The organism is Paenibacillus sp. FSL R7-0652, from assembly GCF_038595045.1.
Taxonomy (GTDB): Bacteria; Bacillota; Bacilli; order Paenibacillales; family Paenibacillaceae; genus Paenibacillus.
In genome coordinates, this window is the sequence record NZ_CP152001.1 from 6,214,348 (window position 1) to 6,231,700 (window position 17,353).

Annotated in this window: 15 protein-coding genes and 1 pseudogene; 7 read left to right on the forward strand and 9 right to left on the reverse strand. The window is 42.6% G+C overall.

Annotation, left to right across the window (positions count from 1 at the left end):
* Positions 1–249: 249 nt before the first annotated feature.
* Positions 250–1,689 (reverse strand): glucuronate isomerase, encoded by a 1,440-nt coding sequence (gene uxaC / locus MKY97_RS27075; protein ID WP_342553230.1) that lies wholly within the window; start codon positions 1,687–1,689, stop codon positions 250–252.
* 276 nt (positions 1,690–1,965) lie between these two features.
* On the opposite strand from uxaC, the gene MKY97_RS27080 reads away from it, so the two are divergent.
* Positions 1,966–2,718 carry an MBL fold metallo-hydrolase gene (locus tag MKY97_RS27080; RefSeq protein WP_342553231.1) on the forward strand — a complete coding sequence of 251 codons (753 nt, stop codon included), beginning with the start codon at positions 1,966–1,968 and terminating at the stop codon, positions 2,716–2,718.
* Positions 2,719–2,794: 76 nt separating this feature from the next.
* Here MKY97_RS27080 and MKY97_RS27085 read toward each other — a convergent pair whose 3' ends face one another.
* The 3 genes from MKY97_RS27085 to MKY97_RS27095 all read right to left on the reverse strand — a co-directional run bounded on the left by MKY97_RS27085 (position 2,795) and on the right by MKY97_RS27095 (position 8,405).
* The gene (locus MKY97_RS27085) at positions 2,795–3,502 is read right to left on the reverse strand and encodes a hypothetical protein (protein WP_342553232.1); all 708 of its coding nucleotides are present in this window, start codon (positions 3,500–3,502) and stop codon (positions 2,795–2,797) included.
* Between the two features lie 902 nt (positions 3,503–4,404).
* Positions 4,405–5,898, reverse strand: a complete 1,494-nt coding sequence (locus MKY97_RS27090) for an alpha-amylase (RefSeq protein WP_342553233.1) — start codon at positions 5,896–5,898, stop codon at positions 4,405–4,407.
* Between the two features lie 194 nt (positions 5,899–6,092).
* Positions 6,093–8,405: a helicase C-terminal domain-containing protein gene (locus MKY97_RS27095; protein ID WP_342553234.1), complete on the reverse strand. Its 2,313-nt coding sequence runs from the start codon at positions 8,403–8,405 to the stop codon at positions 6,093–6,095.
* Positions 8,406–8,709: 304 nt separating this feature from the next.
* Between MKY97_RS27095 and MKY97_RS27100 the strand changes: the two genes are divergently transcribed.
* The 3 genes from MKY97_RS27100 (at position 8,710) to MKY97_RS27110 (ending at position 10,144) form a co-directional block, all read left to right on the forward strand.
* Positions 8,710–9,201 carry a hypothetical protein gene (locus MKY97_RS27100; protein WP_342553235.1) on the forward strand — a complete coding sequence of 164 codons (492 nt, stop codon included), beginning with the start codon at positions 8,710–8,712 and terminating at the stop codon, positions 9,199–9,201.
* Positions 9,202–9,290: 89 nt separating this feature from the next.
* Positions 9,291–9,485: a hypothetical protein gene (locus tag MKY97_RS27105; RefSeq protein ID WP_342553236.1), complete on the forward strand. Its 195-nt coding sequence runs from the start codon at positions 9,291–9,293 to the stop codon at positions 9,483–9,485.
* Positions 9,482–10,144, forward strand: a complete 663-nt coding sequence (locus MKY97_RS27110; RefSeq protein WP_342553237.1) for a zeta toxin family protein — start codon at positions 9,482–9,484, stop codon at positions 10,142–10,144. Before MKY97_RS27105 ends, MKY97_RS27110 begins: the two co-directional genes overlap by 4 nt.
* Before the next feature lie 161 nt (positions 10,145–10,305).
* Here the strand turns inward: MKY97_RS27110 and MKY97_RS27115 are convergent, their stop codons facing one another.
* Together MKY97_RS27115 and MKY97_RS27120 are read right to left on the reverse strand one after the other, a co-directional pair.
* Positions 10,306–10,956: a hypothetical protein gene (locus MKY97_RS27115; protein WP_342553238.1), complete on the reverse strand. Its 651-nt coding sequence runs from the start codon at positions 10,954–10,956 to the stop codon at positions 10,306–10,308.
* Between the two features lie 196 nt (positions 10,957–11,152).
* A complete protein-coding gene (locus tag MKY97_RS27120; protein ID WP_342553239.1) occupies positions 11,153–12,019 on the reverse strand; it encodes a DNA-binding protein in 867 nt (288 codons plus the stop codon).
* Between the two features lie 518 nt (positions 12,020–12,537).
* Between MKY97_RS27120 and MKY97_RS27125 the strand changes: the two are divergent.
* Positions 12,538–12,738: pseudogene (locus MKY97_RS27125) on the forward strand (recombinase family protein); the annotation flags it as partial.
* Positions 12,739–13,026: 288 nt separating this feature from the next.
* Here the strand turns inward: MKY97_RS27125 and MKY97_RS27130 are convergent.
* Positions 13,027–13,518, reverse strand: a complete 492-nt coding sequence (locus MKY97_RS27130) for a hypothetical protein (protein WP_342553240.1) — start codon at positions 13,516–13,518, stop codon at positions 13,027–13,029.
* Between the two features lie 840 nt (positions 13,519–14,358).
* Between MKY97_RS27130 and MKY97_RS27135 the strand changes: the two genes are divergently transcribed.
* Together MKY97_RS27135 and MKY97_RS27140 are read left to right on the forward strand one after the other, a co-directional pair.
* The gene (locus MKY97_RS27135; RefSeq protein WP_342553241.1) at positions 14,359–14,508 is read left to right on the forward strand and encodes a hypothetical protein; all 150 of its coding nucleotides are present in this window, start codon (positions 14,359–14,361) and stop codon (positions 14,506–14,508) included.
* Between the two features lie 365 nt (positions 14,509–14,873).
* A complete protein-coding gene (locus MKY97_RS27140; protein ID WP_342553242.1) occupies positions 14,874–15,476 on the forward strand; it encodes a hypothetical protein in 603 nt (200 codons plus the stop codon).
* A 106-nt stretch (positions 15,477–15,582) separates the two neighbouring features.
* On the opposite strand, the gene MKY97_RS27145 is transcribed toward MKY97_RS27140, so the two are convergent.
* Positions 15,583–16,179: a lysozyme gene (locus tag MKY97_RS27145; RefSeq protein ID WP_342553243.1), complete on the reverse strand. Its 597-nt coding sequence runs from the start codon at positions 16,177–16,179 to the stop codon at positions 15,583–15,585.
* Positions 16,180–16,663: 484 nt separating this feature from the next.
* Complete coding sequence (locus tag MKY97_RS27150; RefSeq protein WP_342553244.1) at positions 16,664–17,074, reverse strand: sigma-70 family RNA polymerase sigma factor; 411 nt, start codon at positions 17,072–17,074, stop codon at positions 16,664–16,666.
* Positions 17,075–17,353: the final 279 nt, after the last annotated feature.

Genomic DNA, 17,353 nt, shown 5'->3' on the forward strand with positions numbered 1-17,353 from the left:
GCCTATCTATTAAATAGGTCCTTTATATAATAGGTTCACAATTTAATAGCCAATCAATTAATTAGGTATACTAATTATATGTTCAGCATACGTCTATGTCAATCCTTTCATTCGTGTAAATTGAATCCAAAAATCCCGGACAGCCTACCCATGTCAATTGATCAGGCCAAAAAGCCCCCAATCCCCCTCTGGCGAAAGGCCAGCTGAAGGAATTGAGAGCATGTTCATGTAAAAAGGATAGATTCAATATTATTTTGAAGCGGAAACGCTTTTCGGCACATCAGCAAATGGGAAATAGGCCTCGGCATTATTATAAGCAATCCCCTGCACGATCCGACCGAGCAGTTCCATATCATTAGGTGCTTCGCCTTGTTCTGCCCATTCTCCAATCAGGTTGCAGAGGAGTCGGCGGAAATATTCATGCCGGGTGTAAGAAAGAAAACTTCTCGAATCGGTTAACATGCCCACAAAACGGCTGAGAAGCCCTACATTCGCCAGTGCTTTCATCTGAGCAAGCATGCCGTCCTTCGTATCATTGAACCACCATGCTGCACCAAGCTGGATTTTCCCCGGTGTACCGCCGCCCTGGAAGCTTCCGATAATTGCAGCCAGCACTTCATTGTCCCTTGGGTTGAGGGAGTAGAGAATGGTTTTGGGCAGAGCATCCTGCTGCTCCAATGTATCCAGCAATCCGATAACAGCTCCGGATAGAGGGGTATCATTAACCGAATCGTAACCCGTATCAGGGCCGAGCTGCTTGAACATCTTCGTGTTGTTGTTACGTGCCGCATTGATGTGGAACTGCATGACCCAACCGCGCTCCGCATAAAGCTTGCCTAGAAACGTCAGTGTAACCGTCTTGTATCCATCCTCTTCCGTGCGGGAAACCTTCTCCCCGGCAAGTGCCTTGGCAAAGGCAGCCGCTGCTTCCTCGCGAGTCGCTGCAGCGTATGGCACATAATCCAGTGCGTGATCGGAAACACGTCCACCAACGGAATGGAAGAACTCTACGCGGGATTCCAGCGCAGCCAGGAACGAGTCATAATCGGCAATTTCCGTACCCGCCACTTGTGAAAGCTTGGCCACCCACTGGGTAAAGGTATCTCTATTCAACTCCAGCCCCTTATCTGGACGGAACGATGGCAGGACCGCCGTATCAAAACCTTCAATCTCCTGAATTTTCAGGTGGTATTCGAGAGAATCTGTCGGATCATCGGTTGTGCACACAACGGTGACATTGGATTTGGTAATCAGATCACGCGCACCGAAGCCGTCGCTGTTCAGCTTGGCATTTACTTTTTCCCAGACCGCAGGAGCACTTGACTCATTCAATACCTCATGCACATCGAAATAACGCTGTAATTCCAGGTGGGACCAGGCGTACAGCGGGTTGCCAATCATCATGGGCACCGTTTTGGCATAAGCGAGAAAGCGGTCGTAATCGGTTACGCCTTCCCCGCCGGTCACATATTTTTCTTCAATCCCGTTAGCCCGCATCAGCCGCCACTTGTAATGGTCGCCATATAACCAGGCCTCAGTCAGATTGCCAAATGTTTTGTTTTCGTAAATTTCCTGAGGACTGAGGTGGCAGTGATAATCCATAATCGGCATGTCTTTGGCGTACTCCTCGTACAGCCTTACCGCCGTTTCATTGTGAAGCAGGAACTGTTCATCCAGAAAAGATTTCATTTCGCCTTGCACGCTCCCTTTAGGTGAGTTTACGTTCATACAGGTTCACTTTCCAATCTTTACGCTACACCGTTTGCCCGCAAAGTTCAATATAAAATGATAGCGTTCTCAAAAAAGGTTGGTTTGGGCATACTCTCGGGAACACGTTATACTGGATTTAACACGAATGGTGCTGATTTAAAGATGAATACGGATAATAAGATCAAAGGTTAATCCGTTACCGGTCCTGCATTCGCCAGGCAGGTTTACCTTTGTCAAACAAGGAGATGAAATGCGATGAAAGTCACTTTTCTTGGTACAGGGGATATGTTCAGTGTTGAGCAGCATCATAACAGTATGCTGGCTGAATTCGGCGGCACCCATCTGGTGATTGATTTTCCGGAGTCCAACGCCAAAGCACTTAAAGAATACGGATTCGCAATGACCGGCATTCATAATGTGTTCATTACCCATCTGCATGAGGATCATATTAACGGGGTTCAGATGCTTGGGTATTATGCCCAGATTGTAGGAGATCGTAAGCCGCGTTTGTTTATTCATGAAGAGCTGGTTGATCCGCTGTGGAGCATCCTCTCTCCAGGCATGCGTTATACTACGGACGGCGAGCGTACGATGAGTGATTATTATGACGTGGTTCCGCTGCCGGATGGCGGAAGCTTTGAACTGGGCGGGTTAACATTCGAGACGTTCCGCACGAAGCATGTTCCCGGCATGGTCAGCAGCGGACTGATGGCCAAGTCTTATTTTTACTATAGTGCGGACAGCACACTGGATCGTGAGCTGGTAGAGCGGACCGCACCCGATGTGCAGCTGATTTTCCATGAATGCCATATGCATGACTTGGTTATCAAATCTCATACTTCTCTGGAGGATCTCGAGCAGCTTCCCCCCGAGGTAAGACAAAAAACGGTGCTGATGCACTACCATGATGAGTACGCGAACGATGCTAAACGTGCAGCATTCAACCGCGAGCACGCGGATGATCTGCGTATGGCTGGCACCTTGGAGTCTTTTGAGTTGAAGGCATAAGCAGGAGCGGACTTTGGAGTAGAATGAGGAACCGGTGACCGGGGGATCAGGGCAAACCCTGCCCTGTAATCCCCCATTACTCTTTTTCCCCCCATATCTTCATATATTCAACCATTCTTGAAGAGGGCTTTGCTTGAAGGCGAAAATAATCTTCAGTCCGCTGCTCTTCCGGTCCATATGAAATTTTGACATACATTTCAGTATAATTCTGGAGATATTCCGGACTGATCTCTGATTCCGGTTTCAGTACATAACTTCTGGACAGACTTAAGCCCAGCGGCTCCTTACCCGGTCCCAGTGTAGTTTCATAGGTATTACTTACATTCGAAGTGAAAAGTTCACCTGCATGGACGACCTGCAATATCTCGGGATCAAGGGTGAAGGATTGAATGACGTTCAACATCGGTATGTGAACCTCATTAAGCATAATCTCATATGTAATCTCCTCTGCTCCAGATTCACGATTTACATCTACCGCCGCAGCCAGATGATACCCCTCTGGTGGGGCCTCCTTGAAAATCTCCTGCTCCTTCGTCATCCGTTTGGTTATTTCCCTGCGTTCCCCATTAAACGTATAGCTGTCCGTGCGCTTTGCTTCTCCATGTGGTCCCTGTTCTGCATCATAACTGCATGCCGCCAAACTTGCAGCTAGAAGAAGATATAGAGCAAGCAGAAAAAGACGTCTTCTTTTTCCTGCTTGTGTCGTTCTAGTCCTTGTTCTTGATATTGTTGTTTTTGATATTGTTGTTCTTGCTTTGAATTCTGTTTTGATTCTTCGACGCATGCCAGTCTCCTCGCTTCTATCTTATATAAATCCTGAAACATGCCAACTTGGCTCGTATAGATTTCAAAACACCTTATTCCTATATTTGGGTTATTGTATCATAAATTCTACTATGAATCGTTACTATGTGAATCATGGATACACAAGTAACGATGATATGGGTCCATTGGTAACGTTGAGTAGATAGAGAGCAGTCGAAGCAGCAAGAGTACATAAAGAGCAGCTCCATAAGAGCAGCCGAACTACACAAGAGCAGACAGAGTTCGTAGGGGAAACCTGGAGCAGTTGGTCATACTATATAAGTCCGAGGAAATTTTAGCAGTGTATACTCATTTAAATATCCATTTTACGTTAACGATTTCCAGAAACGTTATATCATTGAAATTGATGTAAATGGTACTATTTTGATCGAATTTCAGCGAAATAAGCTTACTGGGAATCGTTAGATTTCCAGTAACCCTATTTGGGGTAATTAAGGTTTCCTGAGATCGTTAGAATCCATAGTTCTCCAAAACACAACAAATACCACCTGAATCAGCACGCGGCAGCACGCGTGATCAAACTGCCCCTCTCACAACCCGCTATAGAACGAGTGGGAAAACAGTTCAGCTTCAGGTGGTTTAATAACAACTTAACGACTTAAGATTCTTGATCGAGCTTTACGTAATCATTATGCCGAGATATTATTCTGCCAATGCAAATGCGAGTAACATAACATTCACTTTGAACTCATGAACATCCTGTTGATTACTTTATACAACCCGTTCGCGGTATCCGCGGCATCTGCAGCAGCATACAGCATGCGTTTCCTGCACACGAACAGGCATGACTCTGTATCTGCAGGAATCGCAATATCTGTATCCGCATGCAGCGTACACTTTCTGCGAGCAGGCGTACGCATATCACTCTGTATCTGCAGTAACTGTCCCGCAATCCTCGTCCTGATCTGGCAGAGCCCAGACGGAGACACCACCACCGCACACATGGAACGTGGCCCAACCATCTTCTTCAATGGTAATCTCATCGTCACAGCTGTGTGTCAGGTCTGACCAGACTTCTCCTGCACGATGTTCACCGATAAACATTCTCTTCTCACCGTCATCCCCATTGGAGATGACCACTGCGCAGCCGGAGCCTTCGATCTCGTCCACGCCGCGGCGCACCCAGCCAATCGTATTGGCATGATCGAAATAGTCTTCCTGTTCTCCATAGGCTTTGTTGCAGCGAGCTGACAACAGAATGTCCAAAATCTCTTTTTTGCCCTCCACCGGCTCAGGTCCACCAATGCCATAATAATCGCCGTAGAAGACAACGGGATATCCGTCACGACGCAGCAGTGTCAGTGCGTATGCACTCGGTTTAAACCAATCACCCACCCAGGATTCCAAAGCTTCATGGGGCTGTGAATCATGGTTATCTACAAAGGTTACCGCATGAGTCGGATGAGTCTGAACGAGCGTATCCTCAAAAATTTTGGAAAGATCGAAATCCCGGCCTGCGAGGGAAGCCTCATGGAACTTATAGTGAAGCGATACATCAAATAGGTCAATCTGGTAATCCACCGTATCCAAAAACGTACGACAGGCATCCAGGTTCGAGTTCCAGAACTCGCCTACAATGTAGAAATCCTGACCACGTTTGCGGATCATTTCGGCAGCAAATTCCTTGATGAACTCATGGTTGATATGTTTAATCGCATCCAGACGGAAACCGCCGCACTGGAGGGTATCAATCAGCCATTTGCCCCACTCAATCATCTCATTCCGCACATCCGGGTGGTTATAATCTATATTGGCAAACATCAGGTAGTCATAGTTGCCAAATTCGTCATCGACATTTTCATTCCAGTTTTTGTTCTCACCCGCAATGCGGAACACACCGGTCCGCTCTTCTCTGGCATCAAAATCGGTACCGTTGAAGTGCTCGGACGTCCATTTAAAGGACGAATATTGATCACCGCGTCCGGGAAATGTGAATTTGGTCCACCCTTCGATCTCAAACGGTTCGGAAATTTCCTTGGTCCGGTCATTGGGATCAACCTCAATGACCTTAAATACTTCCTTCTCGTCTGCCCCGGCCTTATGATTCATCACAAGATCCACATAAACAGCAATGCCGCTTTTCTGACACTCGGCGATGGCTTCCACCAACTCCTGCTTAGTGCCATATTTGGTGCGCACCGTACCCTTTTGATCAAATTCGCCCAGATCATACAGATCATATACACCATAACCTGTATCGTCTGCAGACACCGCTTTGGTTACGGGAGGCACCCATACGGAGTCTATGCCTTTTGCTTTCAGTTCCGGGGCCATGTCAGCCAGTCGTTTCCAATGATTGCCGTCTGCAGCCAAATGCCATTCAAAAAACTGCATCATCGTATGATTTTTCTTCATCACAAACCGACCTCCTTGATTTGCATTCGAATCGGACCGCGGAACGGATAGGGTATCGCCGTTGTTCGTTCGTGCTAACCAAGTTATAACCCGTTTACCCTATGTTTCAATCATGAAAATGAAAGAATGTTAAGAAAACAACGAATATTTTACGTAAAATTTTGAAAAAGAGAACTAAAAATGTGGAATATCCGTCAAATTCGCTTATAATCCAGCCACTCTTCCGGTAATAAGGAACGATACGGTTCCTGCGTGAAGCGATCATCCACCAGCACCAATACACCCTTATCCTCTTCCGTTCGAATGAGTCTGCCCCCAGCCTGAAGTACTTTGTTCATGCCCGGGAATACATAAGCGTAGTTAAAACCGTTACGTCCCGATTTGTCAAAGTAATCCTTCAGCACGTTGTTCTCCAGACCAATCTGCGGCAGCCCCGCACCGACAACGACAACTCCATTCAAGCGGTCTCCCGGAAGATCAACTCCCTCCGAGAACACGCCGCCCATCACGGCAAAAACAAGACGTGTACGCTCGGGATGCGGCTGAAATGCCGCCAGAAACTGCTCCCGCTCCTGCTCGTTCATGCCTTGTTCCTGCATCACCGTATCTGCATCGCTCGGAAGCTGCGCGTACGCCTCATACACCTCCCGCATGTACGGATAAGAAGGGAAAAAGACGAGCAGATTGCTGCGCGGCCACTCGGATACAAGCTGCTGTAACATCTCGGCAATTGGCCGCTTGGAACGCTCTCGGTCTTTATAACGAACAGACAATGGCATTAGACGCACATCCAGCTGTTCCCGATTGAACGGTGACGGAATCTGGAGCGTGTAGTCCTCCTCCTCTGCCCCCAGCATATCCCGATAATAACGAAGCGGTGACAAGGTTGCCGAAAAATGAATCGTCGAACGGAATCCTTTCGCAGTCTGACGCAGCAGCAGCGAAGGGTCCAGACAGAACAGCTTCACCCGCACCTCGCTCCGCACACATTCCGCATATGTGATAAAACGCTCATCGTACAGCTTGGCAATCCGCACAAAATTCTGTGCCGTAAAATAGGCATCCAGCAGCAGCTGGTCCGTCTCGGCATTCTTTGATCCCCCTTCGACAAGACACTGCTCTGCCACCATAATAAAAGGCTCCAGTCGTTCGATCAGTTCCTCTGGCGCCTCCTGCTGAATGATCTTACCCTCTTCTCCGCCATTCTTACGAAGGGTGATCAGATACTTGTCGATTGCTCCGGTGTAGTCCACTATCGCTTTCGCGGCGGGTACATCGCTGCCCAGCGTCTGGAATTCTCTTTTGACATCGAGAAACACCGCCTTTTCCAGCTCAGCCGAGAACATCATTCGCCCACGATCCACCAGATTATGTGCCTCATCCACCAGCAGCACCGTCCTGCGCTTCTGTTCCTCCAGCATACGCTTCAGCGATATACGCGGATCAAAAATGTAGTTGTAATCGCAAATTACTGCATCGGCTGCATACGCTGCATCCAATGAAAACTCAAACGGACACACCCGATGCTTACGGGCATACTGCTCAATAACGGGGCGAGTCATCAGCGTCTCGTGTTCCAGCATGTCCAGCACAGCACCGTTAATCCGGTCATAATACCCATCACACATACCGCACTGGCCTGTATCACAGGCTTCCTCGTCCTTGAAGCAGATTTTGTCCTTCGCCGTCAGACTGATGACATGCATCTTCAACCCTTCCGCCTGCATCCGGGCAAAAGCTTCTTCAGCCGCCACTCTCGTTGTCGTTCTCGCAGTCAGGTAGAACAAACGACTGGCCTCACCTTCACCGATGGCTTTCACCGTAGGGAAGAGCACGGACATCGTTTTGCCGATGCCTGTGGGTGCTTTTGCCATAAGCCCCTGCCCTTCACGAATCGTTTTGTACACTGCACCTGCCAGCTTGCGCTGCCCCTCCCGGTATTTGCGAAAAGGAAACGGCAGCTCGCGTACACTGACGTCCCGCTCTGCTTCATAGGCAGCAATCATCTCGGCATATGGGGCATATCCCGCAATCACTTCTGCCGCAAACTGCTCCAGCTCATCGCGCTCCGCCATACGGCGAAACCGACGCTCTTCCCCCGTAACCGAATGGACGTACGTCAACTGCACCTGCATTCTCGGCTCGTCGTGCTGCACGGCGTACATATAGGCATACATCTTCGCCTGGGCCCAGTGTACATCGAGTCCACCATCCAGTTCATCCAGATTGCCTGCTGTAGATTTGATCTCGTCCACCGTCAACTGCCCCTCCAGGCGGATCAGGCCGTCACATCGTCCTTCAATAACGTACGTCAAATTACCATGCTGAAGCTCGGCTTCCAGCACAATCTCCTTCAAATCCTCTTCCGTATAGGCCTTCTGTACCCGCTGATGAATCCGTGTCCCCTCCTGCATTGACGCATTGGTACGGAACCCCGGACGTATGCTGCCGCTGCGATACACGTACTCAACCAGCGGTCGGACTGATATCCGAATTGTTGTTTTCATGCGATCACCCGTTCTGCTTGTAGTGGTTCTACTTTATCATGAAACATGCTTTCAGTCACAATGGCCTCTCCAAAAATGAGCTGGTCGCAGATTATGGTTTACATGATCCTCGAACCTTGGAAAAGTCCCAGGAGCTTGATGCAATTTGAACCAGTATAATGAAATGAAAAATAAAAAGCCGACTGCATAAGCAATCGACTTAGGGTGAGTAACTTTGCCGGGTCGCTCACCCTTCCTATTTTATCATACATCATGGAGGGTATACAGCAGGATTAAAGTCACGGAAAGAGAGGATGGCGCAAGAATGGATACATGTACATGCCCTTATTGTGGCAGTGTTCTGAAGAGTATAAGCTATGCATATTACTGTGATTTTTGTGAAATGGATATTCCAGAAGAAGATACACAGGAGAATGGCCAACGAAAGCATATTCCTTTTCTGCTAAACAATGTGGCCATTTCAAATGCAGACGAGAACACTATACAGCTCATGCAAAGACCGACCAATGAGTTAATCGTTCTGCTGCGTCTAGTTCGTCAGAAGGCTACAGATTTTTATAACTATTTAAGGGTTTTTAACAAGGCCGAGGGTGAATTTAAGGAACATGCTGAGTTAACAGGCAAGGACTATGAGTATTGGACGCGAAAAGCCTGGGTATTAGAAAATATTCTAAGGGATCGCACCGGAGTCTACCCTGATAAAATCACAAATGACTATTTGCATAAATTAGTTGCAAAAGCTGAAAAAATAAACCGTAAAGCCATGAGAATAAGAACTAAAGAACAGCAGATATAGAATAAAACTTTGTATTTCGTGGCCTATGTTCTATCATAGATGCATGTGTTAAGTGGAAGAATATTATTATTAGAAAGGGTGGTCTTCGCGTGAAACGTATATCAATATCTGAATTGAATGAAATATTAGTAAAAGCTACATTCTCAGCCAGACAAGAGGCCAAAACGAACGGTGTCCCCATTGTGTATGAGGAAAATGAAAAAATGATTAAGGAATATCCGGATGGGAGAAAAACCGAAATCATCTATGAAAATGGAATCAAAAGGGAAATTGAATATCCATGAGCAAACCTGTCATGACTGTTTTCGCTGGCACAAATGGAGCAGGAAAGAGCACATTAACCAGGAATTTTAATGATCAGTTAGGAGAAATTATTGATCCTGATGCCATTGCGAAAACTATCAATCCTCATAACCCTGAATCGGTTTCTCCATCAGCAGGAAGAGAAGCCATTAAACGCGTTCGAGAATGCATACAGAACGGTAAAAGCTTTTCCATTGAAACGACTCTTGCTGGTAAACACGCCATACGGCAAATGGAACAAGCCAAAGAAGCAGGATTTGAAATAAATCTTTATTATGTAGGACTTAAAAATGTAGAATATCATATCGAGCGGGTAGAAATGCGAGTTAAAAATGGTGGGCATCATATTCCAGAGGAAGATATTCGAAGACGATATGACCGTTCAATCGGTCATTTACCTGATGCAATAAAATTAGCTGATCGTTCTTTTATTGTTGATAACACTTCAAAGTTTAGGTTAGTAATGAAGATAGACAAAGGAAAGGTTCAAACAATATCTAAAGACATACCGCAGTGGGTTAAAACCACTTTTTTAAGAGAAGCGGAGAAAGTACAGGAGCATACACATACGAATGAAAGTACACCTGAACGTGAAGGTAAACAAACAGAAAAAATCAAGGCATCAGATCTAGAACGATAAAAAGAGAATAGAAATTCCGGACGGCTATGGCCGTCCTTTTGCACGTCTCCGGAAGATCGAACAGCTACGCACGTACAGGAGCGCCCGAGCTGAAGGCGCACGCCAGGCGTGCGGCTGCGATCCAAGCGAGATCGGGGAGCATTTCCATACTCTTCAGTTTCCTATTCTATATCTGTATTGGCATTAGTTAGCGGGAATGCAGATAGTGTATCGGGTTTAACTAAATAACTGTTATTCACTGCATCCAATTGTTTTTGTTCCAATTGTAAAACTTTATTAAGATCAACACTTGGATACATCAAGTTACCTTCTATATTATGATGGCTCTTTCCTGTTACCGGGTCATTTCCCTTTAGTTCAGGATTAGAGAAGTATAGCGCATGTCCGAGTTCGTGTGAGAATAAATTTATCCCTGCATGATCCTTGGTTGTTAGAACAATATACAGATGATTATTGTAAAAGTAGGTTCTTCCTGTTGAGGAATCTCCAATTTTAGTTATATTGAAATAAAACACATGTAAAAGCCTTCTTGAATCTACCCTGCATACTTCAGCTTTAATTACATGGTCAAATAAACGTTTTAATTTAGCTCCTTGGGGGCTATTAATTTCTGCCGCAGGAACGATGTCTTCACTTCGGTATATAAATTGATCTTGATTTTCAAGCAGTCGAATATGACTAGGAGAAGAAAATTTCACGCCCCAATACGAAGAAGCTCTTTTTTCATCTAATGTTGCTACATTGTAAATCGGCTGATCTCCCATTAATTTTTCTGATATCCATGTACATATACATATAGGTTCAATCGGCACTAGAACACATCCTTCATCCATTTATGCTCATTATTATGTGCAAAAAAAGAGAGGGGAATTCAGCAATTAAATTGGCGCAAGAAAAAAGACCACCTTAAAAAGATGGTCTTAGAAAAGTATTTAGCCATTAACCCCATGATTAAACGGTGCAACTGGTGGTGCATTAGGTGGTGGGGGTGGAACAACAACAATGACACTACAAAGCGTTACCGTTAAGAACATGGCTATTAATGTTTTTTTCATTTGTCAGGACTCCTTTGATTATAATTTCATACCTTAGTTGCTGCTCTGTTGATGCTAATTTTCTGACTTTTTCGTACATGGCCGCATTTGTAATAAATTCCCTATACACATCCATATTAACTGCTATTGCCAGATATTCAAGAATGTAATTTATTGTATCGTGGTAAGATTTTTTATTGAAAGTATAGAGGGCGAGTTGAAATAGTAGTTTGATGTAATACACGCGATTCCCAATATCCTCATAGCTTGCAAATGCCTCAAGATCGTGAGGAAGATGATCGTTTAAAATATGATCAACGTTCCAGTTGTTAAGGTTAGCTGCTTCCAATATGGTAATTAAACCTGGCAATACCTCTTCATCATCTGATTTAATAAAGTTATGGTACTCTAGTAAAATTTCAAAGTTACCGGCTAACAGATCAGCAGCGTAAGAGTTAGCCTTAGCAAAAATTTTGAACCTGTTAACTTCTTCCTGGCTTTCCGGATCTGAAAGGTTGTACTGATCCAGGTTTTCATAATGTGATATGCATGAGCGCGCTTCTTCATAAAGTCCTTGCTTCTGGTACACGATAGATTCAGCAAGGTAGCTATAACCTATGTAAAATATCAGCGGTCTTTTCATAGGTAGCTGCAATGGTGAAATATCACCATATTTTTGTTGAGTTTTGTATAGATTTTCTGAGACTTTATGCATGTGTCTTATGATTTTTTTGGCTTCATTCCAATCGTTCTGCTTGTAACATATGCGAAATAATTCAAAGGCTTTATCCAGAACATGATTTTGATCTGATAGTAAGAAAACTTCTTCATTTTCTTGCAATGTAATCCCTCCATATCTACCATATTCATGGAGTCAAAGAGTGATGAGACCCGGCTATTTTTTCCCTATATTATTACAAATATATACAAAAATTAACTATAGGTCAATTGGTAAATGAAAATATCTTTTTAAAAAAGGTAATTATGAATTAAATGTTTATATTTGGTAAAATACATCAATGAGGGAGTGATACATCTTTGTTAATGAAAAAATCATTGTGCGGGTCAGCGATCAAGTACCTGAGTAGCATCCTTTAGCAAATAAGTATTAATATCCTCTTTGAAAAACAGTATAGGTAGGTCTCTATCTCTTCATCTATCTCAGACTCGAATTGAATATACAGAAAGACAACAAAATCAGTAGTTACATATGATTGCGGTACTTTAGTTGAAGTTATACATAGTTTTAATTACTGTTCGCCCTTTTGATTGAACCCTGATGAACTTTGCACTATCATTGACACTCCTCATTGCTAGAAGATCTGCTCCCTCTCTATCAAAATAAGGTTCTGCAGTCCTAAGAAAAAAGGGAAGCACCTGGGGCGGCCGCAGATAAATTTGAATACGTTATCAGTTAGCCAACACAATAAAGGGTATGGTGAGTGGAAGGGTGGGGTGCTAACGGCCGTAGAGTTGATGGGACAACTAGACTTGAAAAAAAATACATTTTGCAAGATTATTAAAGAGTACGAAAGAGAGCTTGGCTTTAGTGGGAACTAAAGCGGCTCAATTATCTTTGCAATTCCCATTATTAATATTATGTTTTTATTTTCGAGCTTTTATGGAATTGAAATACATTAGGGAAACAAGTCGCTATTTAGTTTTAAATACTGTAACTGTTATATCATTATTATTTACTACTTTTTTACTATTACTTTGCATTTTGTAGATTTATCTTTGAATTAACTTTGTTTAGCCTAGCCTGATCGAGTAGCCGGTACTTGGATAGCTCCCATGCTGGTAGAACTAAAATAACCCTAGAATCAAAATGATCCTAGGGTTATTTTTTTAAGAAGCGCTCATCCAAGTACCATCATTTAATTGAATTCGATCAATTTTAGCTGCTTGTTGCATATAACGGATAGATTCACGAGTACCGGTAGCACTTCCGAAGAAATACTCTAGGTACGCAGCTTCAAATTCAATCCGTTTATACTTTGAAGCATTCTTCGAGAACCAAACGAGATGGTCATTAAGATTCGCTTCAGCAGCTCTGAGTAGTTTTTCCAATCGAAATGGTTTCACAAAATTATCAACCCATGAGTAGATAGAATATGCAATAGCAGCAGCGCCAGCAAGACCTTTTAGAGCAGGGATTTTCCCAAACATGGCAATGAATGTTCCTGTTGTGATGCCAAGCGATTCAAGATGTTCTTTCAATTTGGACTGAGAATGTACTTTTTCTGCGCCCTCACGCATCAGTTTTTGGACTTTTACCATTTGAGATAGTTCACTCAAAGTTACACTTACTCTACCTGTGTACTCATCATAATCAGCCATAGAAATACCTCCATAATTAGATTTTAGTAAGGGGAGATCAAACTAAGTTGCCCCTACAACCTCGTTTGATTTGAATCAGGTTACACTATATAAAGAGAAATGAACTTCAATATTTACAACCACAATACAAATTTTTTTAATTAAGATTGAATTGATGTATAACCTCTATCATCTTTAAATAAGGTTTTGCCTTAAATCCTCTCGGTAATCAGGAGGAACTTGACGTAGTGACGAATTTATTTTTGGGGTAAAACGCAGCATCTTGATCATTTTGTAGAGCTGGGCTTTCATTAGCAATTCTGCCATTCAAGTCTTTGTTGCACGAGGATGCTGCGGCTATTGTTGCATTACTGAACCAGGATAGGAATAGCTTCAGACCGCGTGAATATGCTTTTAGAATGGGCTTCTTAATGTTTGTCTTTTAATACAATTTGGATCTTCGGCCAGCTACTACAGCTGGTCTTTTTTTGGTTTAAATCCGAACATTGCATAAGTGGCAACATGAATGGTTGCAACCAATGGTGGGATTAAAGAGATCGATTTGCTAAACAGTTATATTTAAGAATGAACAGCTTATGATGAAAATACATAGAAAAATCCCTTTTTTAGTTTCTTCAGCTTGAAATTAAAAACCCTGAAATCTTCTTCTGCCAATTTATACGAGAGTGAGCAGCCGGAGTGTAACCAGCCTAACAGGTATACGACACGCTATTAATTATATTACGCGCCGTTTTACTTATCATGTTGTATCCGATTCGCTAGGCAAGCTGGTTACGCTCACCTGATAAATCCATGGCTGGCTTTCTTATGCTGAATGCAGGAAGGAAGGGAGGGGTTGAGATGAAGAGAATCAAACCGATTTTTTCGAAAATGTGGACAAGCATGAAATCTGCCGGTCGGCATGTTTGGGAATATCTGAAATCTAAAGAGGGACATCAGACATTGATTCAATTAGTTCTTATTGGTATCAAGTATCTCTTAGGTCAGTAATTCAAAAACGTTCAGGTCGGGGCACCCATTTGGACGTTTTTTTGTGCGGCTGAAGCATATATTGTTCCGGAAGGAAAAGGAGCTGAAGGGCTAGATCGGGCTAATGCTACAGGCTCTAAGGCAGCAAGAGTAGGCCCCTAAGAGCCTGTACGCACCGCTACGGGGTTACTTGGCCCGATCAGAGTGCCTAAACCGGGGAAGAGCGCGGCATAGCTGCATCACGCTGCGCTGTTTGAGCAATTTATTGATTGTGATCATATAACATAAAATTAACTTTAATCGTAAATAATGTTATTTTTATGTCATTCTTAGGTTCATTTGCTCTGATATAATTTCTGCTAGGTAGACGAAAGGAGATTTTAGGATTGAAAAAAGCAGTCGGTGTATTGATGGTGTTGAGTTTCCTCTTGCTTTCAGGATGTGTTGGATCAGGTAAGCCCGCAACCGCTACGCAAGGTTCGGGTGAGTCTCCCAGTAAACAAGTAACAACACAGCAAAATAGTGATTACTGTACTACAGAGAGTACAAGTTTGGATAGTGAGACTGAAAATTATTTCTATGGAACTTGGAAAGTTGAGAAGCTTTTGGGATTTGCAAATTCATATAATGATGCTTCTGAATATCCAACAGGGCAGAAGTTTATCGGAGATGAACTAATCATCAAAAAAGACTTGTTTTCATCAAAAGGAATTAAAAACTACAGTCAATATCAAACTGAACTAAGAAACCCATTATATGAGATTACAGCGACTTGCAATAATAAAGATTCTTTTTATAGATCATTTAAAATAGATATTCCAGACTTAAATGAAAATGATGTGGTAAAAGCAATAGATGTAAGTAACCCTTCTACAAAAATGAGTATACCTGTAAGTTTAGGTTTTTTTGTTGTTAATAACGAGAGACTTATTTTGATATCAGAGGCAACTATTTTTGAGCTTAAGAAGCTCTCGAATACAATGAATTAAGGTTATGTATTGGTTCTGCGCTGCGCTGAGGAATCCTATAAAATTCTGAAAATGAAAGAAGGTCAGCCTAAAGGCTGACCTTCTTGTTATGTTACAACATAATTGACTAAAGTGAATATACTGGATATTTGTGAGTATAAGGCTGTCCTTTACAAAACAAAGTTGCTTCTTCATTTCTTCGTCTCGTTAAGCTTGTGTCATATGAAAATGCTTTGCTGACCAGTCTCGAACAATTATCTTTTTCTACCTCTGAACGAGGGCCTTGAAAGGACGAATATATCAACTTGTATGCAAGCAGATTTTTTACATCAGTGGTTTCAAGCACTTTAGGACCTCCATTAAAAGTCAGCGAAACAAGTGCATCAAACTGAGCTTGTGACAAAGACATACCAGCAGGAAGTGTCAACCGATTTACTCTTCCTACAGCCTCTGCGGTATCGTTGTTAAAAAATGTATTTGCCTGAGTCTGAGAAATTGGAGAAGTATAATTTAGTCCCAAAGAAGTTGATAGAGCATTAGCTTCTGCTTGGGTTAGAAGAGAATCATTGGGATTACCTGTTGTGTTTTTCTTATATGTTTTGCTCGATGTTATAAGATGTCCCCATCCAACTGTTGGATACCCCTTGGGGTCTCCATAGAATTTTAAAGAAAATCCCTCATGCGATTTAATAAGAGCTGCACCACTAGAACCTAAAGATGCCATAATAATCACTCCTTGAATTAGTTTTGGTAGAAGAACAATAGGAGGAATCATAGCCAGAACACCATTCCCAAGTTTTCTGCAATGCCGTATTGGCCTTCACATCTATATAAAGAGAACTGGGTTACTTCTTTTACAACCACTCTGCAAATTTTATCTAATATTAAAAGTTTGTATGACCTCAATCATTTTGACATAGAGTTCCTGTTTTAGATCCTCTCGATGATCGCTAGGCACTTGTCGTAAGGAAGCTTTAATCTTTGGTGTGAAAGATTCTAGAATATGTAATGTCGCTTCCTGATCATGATGCTGCTGTGCTTGTACTAAAAGTTCGGCCAACATAAAATCACCTCTTTACATTTTTTTGTATTTCATTCTTTAAGCCATTAATGGCATCGCTTAGATCAGATATTTTTTTTCAAATCGAATAAGTAGATACAAAGTAATTGCAATCGGGAAGCCTAAATTAGCAATAAAAGCAGCAATGTCACCCTCCATTATAATCATCCCCTTCCGTTATCAAATTGCGCAATTTAGTAAGAGCTTTTAATCGGTGTTTTGAGACATTTTGCTGGGATACTCCCAATATTCTGGCTATTTCCTTGTCATTTAGTCCTTGTACGTAAGCAAAAGATAAAATCTGTTGTTGTTGTGCTGAAAGAGATTCATACGCTTGATAAAGTGAGTGATCCGCAATGTGATCTTTTAAATTTGGTGGCACAGATTCGGAGTCATACACTGAAAGTAAGGCAGAATCTATGTTTTCATCGGTGTCTAAAGTTAGCTGGAAGCGGCTGTCCTTCATTCTTCTCTTTTTGTCATAATTAATAGAATTGTAGTATATAAGATTGGCCATATACGTGATAAAACGACGATTCAAGTCATCATTCGTTTTCAATATAAGCCCCCCGTTCTTTTTAATGAGATCATTCCTACTTTATAAAGAGAAATGAGACTCATTTTTTACAACCAATTCCCAAAATAAAGAACATGAGTTCCTATATTTTAGCATTGATAGGAACGTGGAAAATGAAATATAATCCATTTTTTACATCAAATGATCATGTGATTTTTTCCTTTTTTAGAGTGTATATGAAAATATAATATGGGTATAAATGGAAACAAAATAAGCATCATTGACTTTCTCTCTCCACACATGTAAAGTAAACTTTACGTA